The organism is Yinghuangia sp. ASG 101 (assembly GCF_021165735.1).
In the GTDB taxonomy this organism is placed as follows: Bacteria; Actinomycetota; Actinomycetes; order Streptomycetales; family Streptomycetaceae; genus Yinghuangia.
The window spans coordinates 1273692-1288591 of the sequence record NZ_CP088911.1 but is presented as its reverse complement, the minus strand read 5'-3'; the positions used below and the strand labels follow the sequence as shown (position 1 = coordinate 1288591).

The 14900-nt window shown below is 73.6% G+C and carries 14 protein-coding genes; 9 read left to right on the top strand and 5 right to left on the bottom strand.

All coding sequences use genetic code 11. The annotated features are described in order from the left end of the window. Window positions 1–30 precede the first annotated feature (30 nt). Window positions 31–687, top strand: coding sequence for an endonuclease (locus LO772_RS05180; RefSeq protein ID WP_231777170.1), 657 nt, complete (start codon window positions 31–33; stop codon window positions 685–687). Window positions 688–734: 47 nt separating this feature from the next. Next, entirely contained in the window at window positions 735–1298 is a 564-nt protein-coding gene (locus LO772_RS05175) for a TIGR03086 family metal-binding protein (RefSeq protein ID WP_231777169.1), read from the top strand. Between the two features lie 12 nt (window positions 1299–1310). On the opposite strand, the gene LO772_RS05170 is transcribed toward LO772_RS05175, so the two are convergent. The 3 genes from LO772_RS05170 to LO772_RS05160 form a co-directional block, all read right to left on the bottom strand. After that, window positions 1311–1973, bottom strand: a complete 663-nt coding sequence (locus tag LO772_RS05170; RefSeq protein WP_231777168.1) for an NAD(P)H-binding protein — start codon at window positions 1971–1973, stop codon at window positions 1311–1313. Between the two features lie 76 nt (window positions 1974–2049). Beyond that, entirely contained in the window at window positions 2050–3582 is a 1533-nt protein-coding gene (locus tag LO772_RS05165) for an AMP-binding protein (RefSeq protein WP_231777167.1), read from the bottom strand. 180 nt (window positions 3583–3762) lie between these two features. Next, window positions 3763–4050, bottom strand: coding sequence for a hypothetical protein (locus tag LO772_RS05160; protein WP_231777166.1), 288 nt, complete (start codon window positions 4048–4050; stop codon window positions 3763–3765). A gap of 304 nt (window positions 4051–4354) precedes the next feature. Here LO772_RS05160 and LO772_RS05155 point away from each other — a divergent pair, with 304 nt between their 5' ends. After that, window positions 4355–4969: a hypothetical protein gene (locus LO772_RS05155; protein WP_231777165.1), complete on the top strand. Its 615-nt coding sequence runs from the start codon at window positions 4355–4357 to the stop codon at window positions 4967–4969. A gap of 60 nt (window positions 4970–5029) precedes the next feature. Beyond that, window positions 5030–5788 (top strand): class I SAM-dependent methyltransferase, encoded by a 759-nt coding sequence (locus LO772_RS05150; protein ID WP_231777164.1) that lies wholly within the window; start codon window positions 5030–5032, stop codon window positions 5786–5788. On the opposite strand, the gene LO772_RS05145 is transcribed toward LO772_RS05150, so the two are convergent. Further along, complete coding sequence (locus tag LO772_RS05145; RefSeq protein WP_231777163.1) at window positions 5670–6626, bottom strand: helix-turn-helix domain-containing protein; 957 nt, start codon at window positions 6624–6626, stop codon at window positions 5670–5672. The genes LO772_RS05150 and LO772_RS05145 overlap by 119 nt on opposite strands. 164 nt (window positions 6627–6790) lie before the next feature. On the opposite strand from LO772_RS05145, the gene LO772_RS05140 reads away from it, so the two are divergent. The 5 genes from LO772_RS05140 (at window position 6791) to LO772_RS05120 (ending at window position 14459) form a co-directional block, all read left to right on the top strand. Continuing rightward, window positions 6791–7264 carry a hypothetical protein gene (locus LO772_RS05140; protein WP_231777162.1) on the top strand — a complete coding sequence of 158 codons (474 nt, stop codon included), beginning with the start codon at window positions 6791–6793 and terminating at the stop codon, window positions 7262–7264. After that, on the top strand, window positions 7261–8166 hold the full coding sequence (locus LO772_RS05135) for a 3-hydroxybutyryl-CoA dehydrogenase (RefSeq protein WP_231777161.1): 906 nt from the start codon (window positions 7261–7263) through the stop codon (window positions 8164–8166). The genes LO772_RS05140 and LO772_RS05135 overlap by 4 nt, the downstream gene beginning before the upstream one ends. Before the next feature lie 429 nt (window positions 8167–8595). After that, complete coding sequence (locus tag LO772_RS05130) at window positions 8596–11838, top strand: hypothetical protein (protein ID WP_231777160.1); 3243 nt, start codon at window positions 8596–8598, stop codon at window positions 11836–11838. 127 nt (window positions 11839–11965) lie between these two features. Continuing rightward, window positions 11966–13447: a M1 family metallopeptidase gene (locus LO772_RS05125; RefSeq protein ID WP_231777159.1), complete on the top strand. Its 1482-nt coding sequence runs from the start codon at window positions 11966–11968 to the stop codon at window positions 13445–13447. Between the two features lie 148 nt (window positions 13448–13595). Then, entirely contained in the window at window positions 13596–14459 is an 864-nt protein-coding gene (locus LO772_RS05120) for a class II glutamine amidotransferase (RefSeq protein ID WP_231777158.1), read from the top strand. Window positions 14460–14567: 108 nt separating this feature from the next. Here the strand turns inward: LO772_RS05120 and LO772_RS05115 are convergent, their stop codons facing one another. Then, window positions 14568–14783, bottom strand: a complete 216-nt coding sequence (locus LO772_RS05115; protein ID WP_231777157.1) for a hypothetical protein — start codon at window positions 14781–14783, stop codon at window positions 14568–14570. Between the last annotated feature and the right edge of the window lie 117 nt (window positions 14784–14900).

Here is a 14900-nt window from a genome sequence, read left to right as displayed (position 1 = left end):
GCCCCCCGGGCCGCCCAGGAGGCGACACCCATGACCACCCACGACCAGGACACCGTCCGGACCCTGCTGCGCACGGCCGGGACGACGTATGCCGAGGACGCCGGAATCCGCCTCGCGGACAAGCCCGCGCCCCTGTGGCGGCTGCTCGTGCTCACCAACCTGCTCGCGGCCCGCATCAAGGCCTCGATCGCGGTCGCCGCCGCCCGCGAACTGTTCGACGCCGGCGGCGGGACGCCGGACGGCATGGCCGAACTCACGTGGCAGCAGCGCGTCGACGCTCTCGGACGCGGCCACTACAAGCGCTACGACGAAGGCACCGCGACGCGCCTCGGCGACTGCGCCGACCTGATCCGCGATCGCTACGGCGGCGACCTGCGCCGCCTCGCCGAGGCCTCCGGCCACGACCACGGGCATCTCGTGGAACTGCTGTGCGAATTCCCGGGAATGGGGCCGACGGCGGCGGACATCTTCTGCCGGGAGGCCCAGGCGGTGTGGCCGTGGCTGCGCCCCGCACTGGACCGCAAGGCACTCGACGCCGCCCGCGAACTCGGCCTGCCCACCCGCGCGGACCAGCTCGCGCGCCTCGTCCGGGACGACGAACTCGCCGCGTTCGCGGCGGGGTTGGTACGGGTCGGGACCGACCGGCACCTCGCCGACGACATCCGCGCGGCGAGTGCCCGGGCCTGACGGCCCCGACGACGATCGACACCGCGCAACCCGAAAGGTGTTCCCGCATGGACCAGATCGGCGCCTACGACAAGGCCCTCCGCGAATTCGACACACGCGTCCACCACGTGGAGCCCGCACAGTGGCGTGACGCGACCCCGTGCACCGCGTGGTCGGTGAAGGACCTGGTCAACCACGTGACCGGCGAACACCTGTGGGCGCCCTGGCTGTTGCGCGGCGCGACCCTCACCGAGGTCGGCGACCGCTTCGACGGCGATGTCCTCGGCGACGACCCGGTGGGCGTATGGGACCGGGCCGCCGCCGCGTCACGCGAGGCGTTCCACGTGCCGGGGGCGTTGAACGGGCGCGTCCACGTGACCGGCGGACGCATCGCCGCCGAGGACTACGGATGGCAGATGATCGGCGATCTCACCGTGCACGCCTGGGACTTGGCCCGAGGCATCGGCGACGACGACCGGATGGACGAAGACCTGGCCCGCGAGGTGTACGACCGCATCGCGCCCCAGGCGTCCGCGTGGCAGGGCAGCGGTATGTTCGCCCCGCCGGTCGACGTCCCCGACGACGCGCCCGTGCAGGACCGCCTGGTCGCGCTCCTCGGCCGCACGCCCTGAGCCCGGGCCGGCTCAGGCGTTCGCGAGCCTCCGGACCGCCTCGTCGACGGGTGTCTCCCCGTTGACCAGTTCCAGCGTGAGCCCGGCCGTGCCCGGGGCGCCGAGCAGGGCCACGAGGACGGCCGCCACATCGTCGCGCGTCACGGCGCCGCGCCCGGTCGACGCGGACAGCGCCACGCGTCCGGTGCCGGGGTCGTCGGTGAGGCGGCCGGGCCGCAGGATCGTCCAGTCGAGCCCGGAGCGGCCCCGGACGTCGGCGTCGGCGGCGCCCTTGGCGCGCAGGTAGGCGGCGAACACCGGGTCGGTGCCGGCGGGCGGCTCGCCGTCGACGCCCATCGCCGAGACGACGAGGAAGCGGCGCACTCCGGCCGCCTCGGCCGCGTCGGCGAACAACGAGGCCGCCGCCCGGTCGACGGTGTCCTTGCGCGCGACACCGCTGCCCGGGCCCGCCCCGGCCGCGAAGACCGCCGCGTCGGCGCCCGCGAGGTCCCCGGCGATCTCGCCGACCGCGGCGGACTCGAGGTCGCGGACGACCGCCTCCGCCCCGGCGGCGCGCAGGGCCTCCCGCTGCTCCGGGCGGCGGATCAGCCCGACCGGTTGATCGCCGCGCGCGGCGAGGAGGCGTTCCAGACGCAGGGCGATGTTGCCGTGTCCACCGGCGATGACGATGCGCATGCACGGCACCGTACCCGCGAACCGCCGCACCGCCGCCCGCGACGCGACGAGACGGTCGGAACTGCTCCGGGCGCGCCTAGATGGGCCGCTCCCGGTCCGCCCAGTACGGTTCCCGCAGTTTGAACTTCTGGAGTTTGCCGGTCGCGGTGCGCGGGAGGGCGTCCACGAACTCGACGCGCTTGGGGCACTTGTAGCCGGCGAGCCGGGTGCGGCAGTGGGCGATCAGCTCGTCCGCCGTGACGGCGTCCGCGGCGACGACCAGGCCGGTGACCAGCTCGCCCCACTTCTCGTCGGGAATGCCGATCACGGCCACCTCGCGGACCGCCGGATGCCCTGCCAGGGCGTCCTCCACCTCGATCGACGAGACGTTCTCGCCGCCCGAGATGATGACGTCCTTCTTGCGGTCGGAGATCACCAGGTAGCCGTCGTCGTCGAGGTATCCGCCGTCGCCGGTGTGGAACCAGCCGTCGGCCTGCGCCTTCGCGGTCTCCTCAGGCTGCCGCCAGTAGCCGTCCAGGTTGTGGTTGGACGCGGTCAGCACCTCGTCGTCGGCGTCCACGGCCACGCGGACGCCCAGAGCCGGCGCCCCCGCGCGCCCGAGCCTGCGCGCCCGGGCGGCGGTGTCGAGGCCGTCCCACTCGACGCGCTGCCGGTTGAAGGTCACCAGCGGGGAGGTCTCGGTGAGCCCGTACAACTGGCAGAACTCCCAGCCGAGTTCGTCGATGATGCGTTCGATCGTGCGGGTCGGCGGCGGGGCGCCCGCGCAGATCACGCGGACGCGGTCGCGGCCGGGGATGTCCCCCTCCCAGTCCGCGGCGGCCTCCAGCACGGCGTTGACGACGGCGGGCGCGGCGCACATCACCGTGACCCCGTGCTCGGCCACGCGGCGCAGGATCTGCGCGCCGTCGATGCGGCGCTGCACGATGTGGCGCCCGCCGAGGCCCGTCACGGCGTACGGCATGCCCCAGCCGTTGGCGTGGAACATCGGCAGCGTGTGCAGGTAGACGTCGCGGTCGCTGATCCCGGAGTGCAGGGCGAACACCGTCGCGTTGAGCCAGAGGTTGCGGTGGGTGAGCTGAACTCCCTTGGGGCGCGCGGTGGTTCCCGAGGTGTAGTTGATGGTCGCGGTCGCCGCCTCGTCGGGGGCCGTCCACGGGACCGGGTCGGTGCCGCGCAGGTACAGGGCGTCGTCGTCGCCGAGGACGAATTTGTGCGGCGCGTCGAGGCCGTCGAGCACGTCCGCGCACGACGGGTCGGCGTACACGACGTCGGCGCCCGCGTGGTCGACGATGTACGCGATCTCGGCCGCCGTGAGACGGAAGTTGATCGGCACCAGCACGCGGCCCCAGCCGGACACCCCGAAGAACGAGGTCAGCAGGCGCGCCGAGTTCTGCGACACGATCGCGACGCGCCCGCCCACCGGGACGCCGAGCGAGTCCAGGCGCGCGGCCTGCGCGCGGGCCAGCGCCCCGATCTCGCGGTATGTGGGCGCACCGAGCGACGCCACGGGCACGTCGGGCCCGTCGGGTTCGTCGACCACCCCGACCCGGTCCGGATACACGTGGACCGCGCGATCGAGGAAGTCACGGATGGTCAGCGGGTAGTGCACGGCAGCACCTCCGGAAGGGTCGGTCGACGGTGACCGTACCCGCGCGGGGCCGTCCCATCGAAGAGAAACCCCGGAGGAAAACCGCGCGAAAAGCCCGACCGGCGCGGCCCGCGGCGGGGACGTGCCCGGAATACGCCGTCGAGAACGGGTCTCCCTCCGCCTGCGCCGGGCACACACACGTCAGACCATGGGGCAGGCCAGCAGCAGTTCCTCGGGGAAGGCGTCGGGCAGCAGCGCCGGGGGCCACCGGCGGCCGAGCGCGTCCGACAGCGCGGGGGCGTCCGGCGCGTTCCGCGGGGGCTCGGGTATGCGCAACAGCCCTGCGGCATCCGCGGGTTCCGCGTCGTCGGGACGCGGCCACCAGCGGTCCATGCGCGCGGCTATCACGCGGGCGTCGGAGACGCCGGCACGAGGCTTCGAGGTGAGCGACGACAGCACCGCCGCGCAGGTCCCGGCGCCGAGGATCATCGCGGGCCTCCTCGGACGGGCCGGCGCGGATCGCGCGCACGGAAAACAGGAGGAGCGTCTCCAGGCATGCCGCAACCGATCCTTCTCATCCTTCGCAACTACCGTGCGGGCGACGGTGGTACCCCCACGATCTTCTGAAGGCAACACGGTACCGACTCCGGCGGCTATTCGGCATTCCCTTGCCTATTACGCCGCATGGCGGGGCGGTCGATGGGCAAACTTGTGCCGATCACCCGAACTCCTGTGTCCTGCTTCTGCAATGCTGGGACTTTGAATTCTGAGATCTGCAAAAGGAGAGTGGCGGATGGCGGCCGAAGGGGAACCCATGCCGAACTGGGCGTTCCTCGGGGCGTGCATCCGCAGGGACCGCAAGGCCCGCAGCTGGACGCAGGGCGATCTCGCGGGCCACGCGGGCCTCGCGCTGCGTACGATCGGCAAGTACGAGCGCGGCGAGGGCGGGCAGGCCGGCGAGGGCGTCCCCTCCGGCTACTTCGCCGTCGGGCGCGCGCTCGGCTGGCGGCACGGGGCCGTCGAGGAGTGCCTGTTCGGCGCCGACACCAACCCCGAGAGCGCTACCGACCCCGGCTCCCGATACCCCGCGCCCGCAAGCCTGTTTCCCGACACCCCCGGCGCCTCGGGCAGACCGACGCGGCCCGGCTGCGATCCGCTGATAGCGGCCTACCGTGGCGTCCAGGACTTCCTCGTGCTGGCCGTCGAACGCGGCGCGTCACCCTCGCTCATCCGGCGCTTCTCGGACACCGCGGGCGACCTCCTGGAAGCCGTCGCGGTCGGCAGCGGGATCGGCGACACCCTCGGCCTGTCGGCCGATTCGCCGCTCGGGGCACCGCCCGCGGACGACGACGCCATCCGCGCACTGGCCGCGACCTCGGACCTTCCGGACATCCAAGATCACCAATGAGGCGGAGATCACCGTCGCCGGGGCCCATCCTCCCTTTTCGTTGGTTCTAGTGTGGCCACCGTGCGCACGCCAGACGACGAAACCGCCCACGGCTCGGACGACGCCAACCTCATCGTCTCCTCCCGGGCCGGCAGCGACTACGAGCTGATGTTCGGCTTCGCGCTGCCCGACCTGCGCGGCCGACGCATACTCGACTGCCCCGGCGGCGCCGCGTCGTTCGCCGCCGAGGCCGCCGGGCTCGGCGCGGACGTGGTGGCCGTCGACCCCCTCTACGACACCGAGCGGACCGTCATCGACACACGCGTCCGCGACGACATCGCCGCGACGTGGGCGGTGCACGGCCCGGAGATCGCCGACCCGGAGTTCATGGAGGACCAACGCCGTTTGTGGCTGGGCGCGTTGGAGGCCTTCGGCGCCGACTACGGCCGTTCCCGCGCGGGAGGCCGCCACCCCGGTCCCGGAAGTACCGCGTACGTCACCGCTTCCCTGCCGGAACTCCCGTTCCCCGACGCCTCGTTCGACCTCGTCCTCAGCTCCCACCTGCTGTTCGTGTACGACTCCGTCGAGCCCGTCGCCGGGCTGCGCGAACTCCTGCGGGTGGTCCGGCCCGGCGGCACCGTCCTCGTCCACCCGCTCTACCGGCAGGACGGCACGCGCGGCGAAATCGAGGCCGTGCTCGACGAGTTGGGCGCCGACGGCGTCACCGGCGGCGTCGTCTCCCACGCCTCGCCATCCCGAGGTCGGCCCGCCGAGACGCTGCGCCTGGTCCGGCCTCCGGCAGCCACCACGCCGTCCGCGTCCGCGCGAACCGACCGGTGACCTCCATCGACACACCGCCCTCGATCGGCACCGGATTGATGTCCACCACCCGGTAGTCGGTGCGCGTCGACGCGACGTACGGGTCCGCGACCATCGTGTGCACGTGGTAGTGCTGCACGTGGTCCGGGTCGTGCCACGGATGCGCCGGATCGTCGTCCCACAGCGCCGCCATCACGAACCGCCCGGCACCCGTGGGCCGTTCCCTCGCCGCGACATCGTGCCAGCGCTCGCGCCACACCGGATGGAGGTCCGACAGGTACGCCACCACCTCGTCGAAGATCGGGCGGCACTCCTCGTGGTCCCAGTGGCGGAACATCACCGCCTTGTAGTGCGCCATGATCTGCTCCAGATACCCGCCCATCGCGTCGGGGGGAATCATGTGCCGGGGCGCCTCCACGACCTGCATCACCACCGCGTTGTGCCGGACCCCGCCCTCGTGCTCCGGCGCGAGCAGCGGCGAAATCCACACGCCCGCCGCCGTGTTGCTGACGATGATGTCCCCGGCTGGGCCGCACACGTACGTCGGAGACGGTTTCGACTTCACATACGCGATCAGCTCCTGGAGGTTCTCCGGCACGTCCCGGCACGGCAGCGGCGGCAGCGGCAGCCGCGCCGCCCCCGCGAGCGCGGTCGCCTCCGAACGCGTCAGCCCCAGGTCCGCGATGATCTGCCGCAGCGACTCCGCGGCCAGCGGGCGGCGCCCCTTCTCGTACTCCCGATAGGAGCGCAGGCCGACCCGCTTCTCCGCGTCGGTCGGCCGCATGCCCCGCGACTCGCGCAGCTTCGCCAGCAACACGGCCCAAGGCGGCAGCTTTTCGACGGAATCACCCCGCTCCACATCGCACCTTTCTCATGCACCGCACATTAACTGTGCGGTTGCGTGTCCCGCGCGCGCGTTGTGACGATGATCAGCCCAACAGCGCCACACCGAAGGCGTGTTGGGCACGGGGGCAGGCGCAATGACGAGGCCGTGTGCGGTGGCGATGCGTGGGGTGGTGGGGGATGTACGACCCGTTCGGCGAACTGGAGCGCCTGGGCGTGCACGTGCGCCGGGCGAGCCTGCGGGCCGCGTGGGCGGTGTGGGTGCCGCACAAGCGTGCGATCGTGCTCACGACCGGGCTCTCGCGCGTCGAGGAGAGATGCGTCCTGGCCCACCACGTCGAGCACATCCTCGCCGACGACCGCTGCCCCGTCGGCGGCGTCCCCGTTCCCGCCGCCCCCGACCGGCACCGCGGCCTCCGGGACCCCCGGGGCCTGGATCCCGGGGCCGCCCTGCGCGAGCACCTCGCCGACCGGGCCGCCGCGGCGAAACTCGTCGACGCGGGCACCGCCCGCCGCACCCTCGCGCGTACCGAAAACCCCGTCCAAGCAGCCGAGTTGCTGGACATCACCGCACACATGCTCGCCGTCCGGCTGGCCCGTCAGGACGGGGTGGATCATCGGCCCGCACCCCACGCACCGACAATGGGGTCATGACAGAGACACCCACCTTGTCCCCCGCAGAAGCCGCCTCCGCCCATGAGGCGATCCGGCGGGTCGGCGTCGTCGGTTCCGGACTCATGGGCTCCGGCATCGCCGAGGTCTGCGCCCGCGCCGGACTCGACGTCGTGGTCCGCGAGATCTCGGACGACGCCGCCCAGGCCGGCCGCCGCCGCATCACCGACTCCCTCGACCGCGCGGCCCGCCGCGGCAAGCTCGCCGAGGCCGACCGCGACGCCGCGCTCGCACGGCTCCGCTTCACCACCGACCTCGCCGACTTCGCCGACCGCGACCTGGTCGTCGAGGCGATCGCCGAGGACGAGGGCGCCAAGGCCGAGATCTTCGCGACCCTCGACAAGACCGTCACCCGGCAGGACGCGATCCTCGCCTCCAACACCTCGTCCATCCCGATCATGAAGCTCGGTATGGCGACGGCCCGGCCCGAGGCGGTCGTCGGCGTCCACTTCTTCAACCCGGTGCCGGTGCTCGACCTCGTCGAGCTGGTGCCGTCGCTGCTGACCTCCGAGGAAACCCTCGCCCGCGCCGAGGCGTTCGTCGACGGCTCGCTCGGCAAGCGCGTCATCCGCTCCAAGGACCGCGCCGGGTTCGTGGTCAACGCGCTGCTCGTGCCGTACCTGCTCTCCGCGATCCGCATGCTGGAATCGGGGTTCGCCTCCGCCGAGGACATCGACTCCGGCATGGAACTCGGCTGCGCCCACCCCATGGGCCCGCTGCGCCTCGCCGACCTGATCGGCCTCGACACCCTGGCCGCGATCGCCGTGTCGATGTACGAGGAGTTCAAGGAGCCGCTGCACTCGGCGCCGCCGCTGCTGCTGCGCATGGTGGACGCGGGCCTGCTGGGCCGGAAGTCGGGCCGGGGTTTCCACGACTACTCGTGACACAACGGTGCCGCCGCACCGCGTCACCGGCCACGACCCACAGGCGGGGGCCGGCCTCACGGCCGAGTCCCCGCACCCGGCGGACGGGCGACTCGTCGCCGCCCGGTGGCTCGGTGGCTCGGTGGCTCGGTGGCCCGACACCCCGACACCCCGACACCACGCGCCCACGCCCGGAAGATCCCGTTGTCCCCTTCCGCCCGGCGCTTCGGCTTGATCAAGACGACCGATTCGATCAAGCCGTCACGTCCCGCGACCGTGGAAAGTCACAGGAAACAAGACTGTTTGTCGGCAAGATCCGGCACACTGGTCTCCGGTTTCGTGCGATCGTCGGGGGGTTGTGTGCGCAACCGCGCGGGTTCGGGGGGTACGCCTCCCGGGCGGACCGTCGAGGTCGTCAACCCGCGTGCCGGCGTCCGCGGGTCCGGGTGTGTGATCGCCCCCGGCGTCGTCCTCGCCGCCGGACACGTCGCGTGCCCCAACCGCGACACCGGCCCCGTCGTCATCCGCGAACTCGAAGGCGGCGCGGAACACGAAGCCGCCGTCCTGTGGACCGATCCCTCGATCGACGTCGCCCTCCTGCGCGGCGACCACACCCGCCTCGGCGCCGGCCTCGGCATCGTCCGCTGGGGCGCCCTGACGTGCGACCCGGTCGGGGCACGCCCGGTGTGCACCACGATCGGCTTCCCGCAGGCCCTGCACCGCAAGCTGCCCGGCGGCCCGCGGTCCGCGGCCCAGGCGCAGAGCCTGGAGGGCTGGATCGCCCCGCGCGGGCGCGCGCGTTCGGGCATGTACGTGTTCGAACTCGCCGGCCCCGACGACGTGTCCTTCGACGTCTGGCAGGGCATGTCCGGCGCGGCCGTCTACTGCGACGACGCCGTCGTCGGCCTCGCGACCAACGCCGCCGACTACTGGCGCGGCGAAACCCTCCTCGTCCTCCCGGCGTTCCGGCTCCTCAACACCCCCGGGTTCGCCGACACCGTGGCCGCCGCGACCGGGATGCGGCCCCTGCTGCGCCCCGCCGACCTGGCCCCGCTGCTGACCGATTCCCCCGACCCGCAACTCTCGTCGTCGTACCTGCTCGACCCGGCGGCGCAGGTGGTCCCCGTCTCGGGCGACCCCGCCACCGCCCGGGCGCTGCGGGAGTGGTGCTTCAACGGCCGCCGGACCGACGTCGCCGCGCTGACCGGCGCCGACGGCACCGGCAAGACGCGCATGGCGTTCGAACTCCTCGGCAATCTCGCGCGCGACGTGCGGGGCCGGCCCGCGTGGACCGGCGGCTTCCTCGCCGAGGTCCCGCGGCCCACACCCCGCGGGTACGCGCTGTTCACCGAGGTGCGCCAGCCCCTGCTGCTGATCGTCGACGGCGCCGAGGCCCGGCTCGACCAAGTCCACGCCCTGTTCGACCTGTTGGGCGGTCGGCGGACCGGGCAGCCGATCCGCGTCCTGCTCATCGTGCGCGGACGCCAGGACTGGTGGCCGCGCCTGCGCGGCACCTGGACCGGCAGCGTCGTGATGGGACGCGGCGAGACGTTCCGCGTCGCGGCCTCCGCCGCGTTCACCGGGACCGACCCCGCGCCCGGCGGCGACGGCGGAGCCGCCACCGGAGCGGACACCGGAACCGCCCCGGACACCGGCGCGGAAGCCTTCTACCGCCGTGCCACCGCCGCGTTCGTCGAGCGCATCCGGATGCTGCGCGACCTCGGCATCGACGACGACCGGCCGGACAACCCCGTGCCCGACCTGACCCGGCCCAGCCGCTACACAGTCCCGCCCGGCGACGCCGGTCTCACCGTCGGCGACCTCCACATGGCGGCGCTCGCCGACGCGCTTGCCCGCTTCGACCCCGAACTCGGGCCGCACAGACGGCCGTTGGACGTGCTCCTGGGTCGCGAGGAGAGTCACGTCCGGCGGATCGCGCAGGCCCGCATGCCGTCCGGGCTGGTCGACTCCGGGCTGCTGCGCACGCTGCTGGCGGTCCAGCAGCTCGTGGGCGCCGGGACGCACGACGACGCCTTGGGCGCGGTCCGGGCCGGCTTCGACGTCCACAACCGCGGGCGCGGGGACCTCGCGCAGCCGCAGGGGCCGGTGCTGCGGGCGTACGAGGACATCCTCGCGACCGCGTACCCGTCCGGACACGGCGCCCGCTGGGGGGCCATCGGGCCGGAGCCATTACGGGCCGCGCTGGTCGCCGAGGTCGAGGCGGCCGGCGACGGCGCGTTCCTCGCCGCCCTGCTCGGCAGCCCGCACCTGACGGCCCTGCAGCGCTACCGGGCGCTGGCGCTGCTGGTGCGCTCGGCCGACGGCCAGCCCGAGCTGGTCGCCGCGGGTGCCCGCGCGGTCGCCGCCGCCCCCGAACTCCTGCTGCCGATCGCCCAGTGGATCCCCGCCGAGGTCTCCGCCGAACGCGCCCGCGAATGGCTGCTGTTGTGCCGCGACGCGGTGACCGACCACACGCGGCGCGGCGCGTCCCCGGCGCACCCGGGCGCGTGGGCGGTCTGGACGATCGACAACGCGCTGGCCCGGCTCGACGGCGCCGTCGTGGCCGGGGAGGACGACCAACTCTCCCCGCCGAGCGGGGTGTTCGTCCCGAGACCGCGCGGCCCGGGAGCGCCCGACCCCGCCGATTCCGCCGCTCCCTCCGGCCCGGACCACGCCGCCCGCACCCCCGGCGTACGTCCGAGGGCCGCGGGACGCCCGGGGCAGCCGGTGGAATGGGCGGCCGATCCGGAGGCCTCGGCGCCGGGTGTCCCCGCCGGACAGGCACCGGCCGCCGCGGTCGCGGGGGCGGCGCGCGGCCCGGGCCCGGCCTCGGCCCGAATACCCGGCGGTGACGCCACCGCGTCGGCCCCGGCACCCCCGGCACCCCCCGCATCGGCTTCGCACGCCGCACCGGGCGCGGAGGCCCCGCCCGGTCCCCGCGGCACCGCCGACCCGTCCCCGTCCGCCTCGGCCGGGGAGCCGTCAGGCGGCGCGCGTCCGACATCGGCGCGGGCCGCCGCACCCCGCGCGACCGCCGGGCGGACCGGCACCTCCACCGAACCCGCCCCGGCCGATCCGGACGACACCGCCGACCTGCGGCCCCCGGTGCGCGACCGGCGCCCGGCCGACCCGCGCCCGGCCGACCCGCGCCCGGCCGACCCGCGCCCGGCCGACCCGCGGACGACCGGCCCCCGCCACGCGACGTCCCATCGGGCCCGGGCCGGGCACCGCCGCCGCGACCGGCACCGCGCCCACGGACTGCGGCCCGTGCGCCACGAGCAACCCCGGCCCGGGCCGACCCGGTTCGCCGTCACCGTGGTCGCCGTCGCGTACGTGGCCCTGGTCGTCTACGCGGCGTGCGACACCTTCTACGTCTCCGGGCCGTTCGCCGACGCGCGTCCGGCCTGGATCCTGCCGCCCGTGGTCGTGTTCGTCGTCATCGAGGCCGGCCTGCAGGCCAGGCATTGGCGGGGGCCGCCCGAACCCTCGGACCTGCCCGCGCAGTTGCTCGCGTTCGGGGTGGCCACCGCGTGCGGCGCGATGTACGCCGGAAACCACGCCGACGGCCTCGACGCCGTGGTGCTGGCGCTCGTGGCCGCGCTGGTCTCGCTGGTCGGCACCGTCATCCTCACCGAGACCACCCGGCGTTGGCTCGGCCAGGTGGTCTACGTCCGCGACTGGGAAGACAACTGACAGGACGTCAGATCGAGCGCCGCGTACGCCCGGGTCCGGGAGACGAGTGACACGATGGTGGTCCATTCGGGGAACGGCGAAGTGTCGCCCGGCGAAAACCACCGCGCCGAGGCCAGGATTGCGGCCCATGACAAGCGCGCACGAGACGCCCGATCCCACCACGCCCCCGACCCCGCGGTCCCTGACCGGCACACGGCCGCCGACCCGGACACGACGGCGTGCGGCGGCCGTCGCCGGCCTCGCCTGCGCGCTGACGCTGACCGCCGCGCTCCCCGTCGAGGCGGCGGCCCGCGGCGGCGCGATCCCGGCCTCCGGCGCCGGGGACCCCTACTTCCCGTTCGCCGGGAACCAGGGGTACGACGTCGAACACTACGACCTGGACCTGGACTTCGCGTCCCCCGTCCTGACCGCGCAGGCCACCCTCACCGCACGGGCGACCGCGGACCTGAACGAATTCCACCTGGACTACTCGGGACCCGCGATCGAGGAGGTCGAGGTCTCGGGGCGCCCCGCCGACCACCGGCGTGAGGGGCAGGAGCTGATCATCACCCCGTCCGCCCCGATCCCGGCCGGACACGTCTTCACCGTCCGCGTCCGCTACCGGGGGACACCTGAGACGGTCGACGACCCGCAACTCGGCGCGCACGGCTGGATCATCACCGACGACGGCGCCGTCACCCTCAACCAGCCGGACGGTGCCCGGAGTTGGTACCCCGTCAACGACGACGTGCGGGACAAGGCCACGTACACCTTCCACATCACCACCGCCGCCGACATGACGGCCCTGGCCAACGGCGAACCCACCGGCCCGCCGCGGGTCTCCGGCGACCGCAGCACCGCCACGTGGGTGATGCGCGAGCCGATGGCGAGCTACCTGTCGATGGTCGCGATCGGCGACTTCACGCGAACCGACGGTACTGTCGGGGGACTTCCGCACATCACCGCGTACGACCCCGCGGGCCAGGAGACCGACGGCGAACTGCGGACGGTCACCGCCGAAGCGGTGCAATGGGGCCAAGAGCGGTTCGGCGCCTACCCGTTCGACTCGACCGGCGGCATCATCGACCGTGTCGGCGGCGGCTACGCCCTGGAGACGCAGAGCAGGCCCGTGTACGACGGCGCACCGGACGAGGCGACGATCGTCCACGAGATCGCCCACCAGTGGTTCGGCGACAGCGTCACACCGAAGACGTGGGCGGACATCTGGCTCAACGAGGGCTTCGCGACGTACGCCGAGTGGCTGTGGGGAGAGAGCCGGGGCGGGCCGTCCGCGCAGTCGGTCTTCGACGAGTACTACGCGACGCCCGCGGACGACCCCTTCTGGAGCCGCAAGACCGGCGATCCCGGGCGCGAGCACATGTTCGACTACCAGACGGTGTACCTGCGCGGCGCCATGGCCCTGCACGCCCTGCGGACACGCATCGGCGACGCCGACTTCTCCGCGCTGCTGCGGGCGTGGGCGGAGAAGCACCGGCACGGCAACGCCGACACCGGCGACCTGTTGGCCCTCACCCGTTCCGTCGCCGGACTCTCCGAGGCGGACGCGGCACAGTGGGCCGACACCTGGCTCTACACCGCCGCGAAACCCGCCGAGCCCGCCGCTCGCTGACACCCTCGGCGCCGCTCCCGGGCGGCCGGCGCCGCGGCTCCCGCGCAGGCGAGGCATGCCCCGTTCGGCCTAACGTGGACAGGAGGGGCGCCTCGCCTTGGCCGGCGCCCGGGAATCGTGCGGCGCAGCCGCGAGGACGGTGAGACGAATGTGCCGATGGTTGGCGTACGCCGGAACGCCGATCCACCTCGACGAACTCATCTACAAGCCGGCCCACTCACTGATCGACCAAAGCCGCCACGCGCGCCTCGGCGTCGAGACGACCAACGGCGACGGAGCCGGCATCGGCTGGTACCCCGACGAGCGCTACGCCACCACGCCGGAGCCGGAGCCCGCGGTGTTCCGCGCCATCGGCCCGGCCTGGAGCGACCGCAACCTGCACGAACTGTCGCGGTGCGTGCGCTCGCCGCTGTTCTTCGCGCACATCCGCGCGTCGACGGGGGCGGCGGTGCAGCAGACCAACTGCCACCCGTTCCGCCACCACAACTGGCTGTGGATGCACAACGGCGCGATCAACGGATTCTCCACGGTCAAGCGCGAGTTGGCGATGGCGGTGGATCCGGCGCTGTACGCGGACATCGAGGGGTCGACGGACTCGGAACTGATGTTCTACCTGGCACTCAGCCTCGGCTTGGAGGACGACGTGCCCGGCGCGGTCGAACGCATGATCGGCCTGGTCGAATCGGCCGCGGAGCGGCACGGCGTGCCCGACGCGATGCAGATGACGGTCGCGGTCGCGGACGGGGCCCGGCTGTGGGCGTTCCGCTACTCCACCGAGCGCCACTCGCGCTCGCTGTTCTACAGCACCGACATCGACACACTGCGCGCCCTCCACCCCGAGATCGGGGTGCTGCGCGTGGTGTCGCCGGACACGCGGCTCGTGGTGTCCGAGCCGCTGGGCGACCTGACGGGGGCGTGGAACGAGGTCCCCGAGTGCTCGTACGGCCTGGTCCAGCCCGGTGAGGACGAGATGCGGAGCGAAATGCACCCGCTGACCCCGGTGGCGCCCTGAGGGGACGGGCGGGGGCGGGGGCGGGGGCTCGTCGGCCGCCCTGTGCGGTGGTGACCGCGTGTGTGGGCGGTGTCGGCGGCCCGGCACCCGACGTGTGCGCGTCCGGGGTCAGGCGGGCCGAAGCCGCCACGGCCGCGCGATGCGCCACGGCACCGCCCGTGCGAGGCCTCCGGGCACCCCCGACCCCGCGCGCGTGGCGGGTGGCGGTGGCGGGGAGAACCGCCGTACCGGGGGTGTGGCTGCCGGGTGATCCCACGCGCGGGCCTGGCGGGCCAGCGCGGCCACGTCCTCGCCCGGGGGGCGGCGTGCGGAGAGGAAGCTCATGGGCCCAGCGGATTCCCGGCGAATATTGACGTAGTGTCCCGAAAAGGTCACGATTCGCCAACGACCCGTCGAGGGTCCTGTCGATGCGTGTGCCGCCGTGCCGCCGTGCCGTCCGAG

What these genes read in the sequence shown, in the direction of transcription:
- LO772_RS05180 (WP_231777170.1), top strand. Translation starts at nt 31, where the DNA reads ATGACCACCCACGACCAGGACACCGTCCGGACCCTGCTGCGCACGGCC.
- LO772_RS05175 (WP_231777169.1), top strand. Translation starts at nt 735, where the DNA reads ATGGACCAGATCGGCGCCTACGACAAGGCCCTCCGCGAATTCGACACA.
- LO772_RS05170 (WP_231777168.1), bottom strand. Translation starts at nt 1,973, where the DNA reads ATGCGCATCGTCATCGCCGGTGGACACGGCAACATCGCCCTGCGTCTG.
- LO772_RS05160 (WP_231777166.1), bottom strand. Translation starts at nt 4,050, where the DNA reads ATGATCCTCGGCGCCGGGACCTGCGCGGCGGTGCTGTCGTCGCTCACC.
- LO772_RS05155 (WP_231777165.1), top strand. Translation starts at nt 4,355, where the DNA reads ATGGCGGCCGAAGGGGAACCCATGCCGAACTGGGCGTTCCTCGGGGCG.
- LO772_RS05140 (WP_231777162.1), top strand. Translation starts at nt 6,791, where the DNA reads ATGTACGACCCGTTCGGCGAACTGGAGCGCCTGGGCGTGCACGTGCGC.
- LO772_RS05135 (WP_231777161.1), top strand. Translation starts at nt 7,261, where the DNA reads ATGACAGAGACACCCACCTTGTCCCCCGCAGAAGCCGCCTCCGCCCAT.
- LO772_RS05125 (WP_231777159.1), top strand. Translation starts at nt 11,966, where the DNA reads ATGACAAGCGCGCACGAGACGCCCGATCCCACCACGCCCCCGACCCCG.
- LO772_RS05120 (WP_231777158.1), top strand. Translation starts at nt 13,596, where the DNA reads ATGTGCCGATGGTTGGCGTACGCCGGAACGCCGATCCACCTCGACGAA.
- LO772_RS05115 (WP_231777157.1), bottom strand. Translation starts at nt 14,783, where the DNA reads ATGAGCTTCCTCTCCGCACGCCGCCCCCCGGGCGAGGACGTGGCCGCG.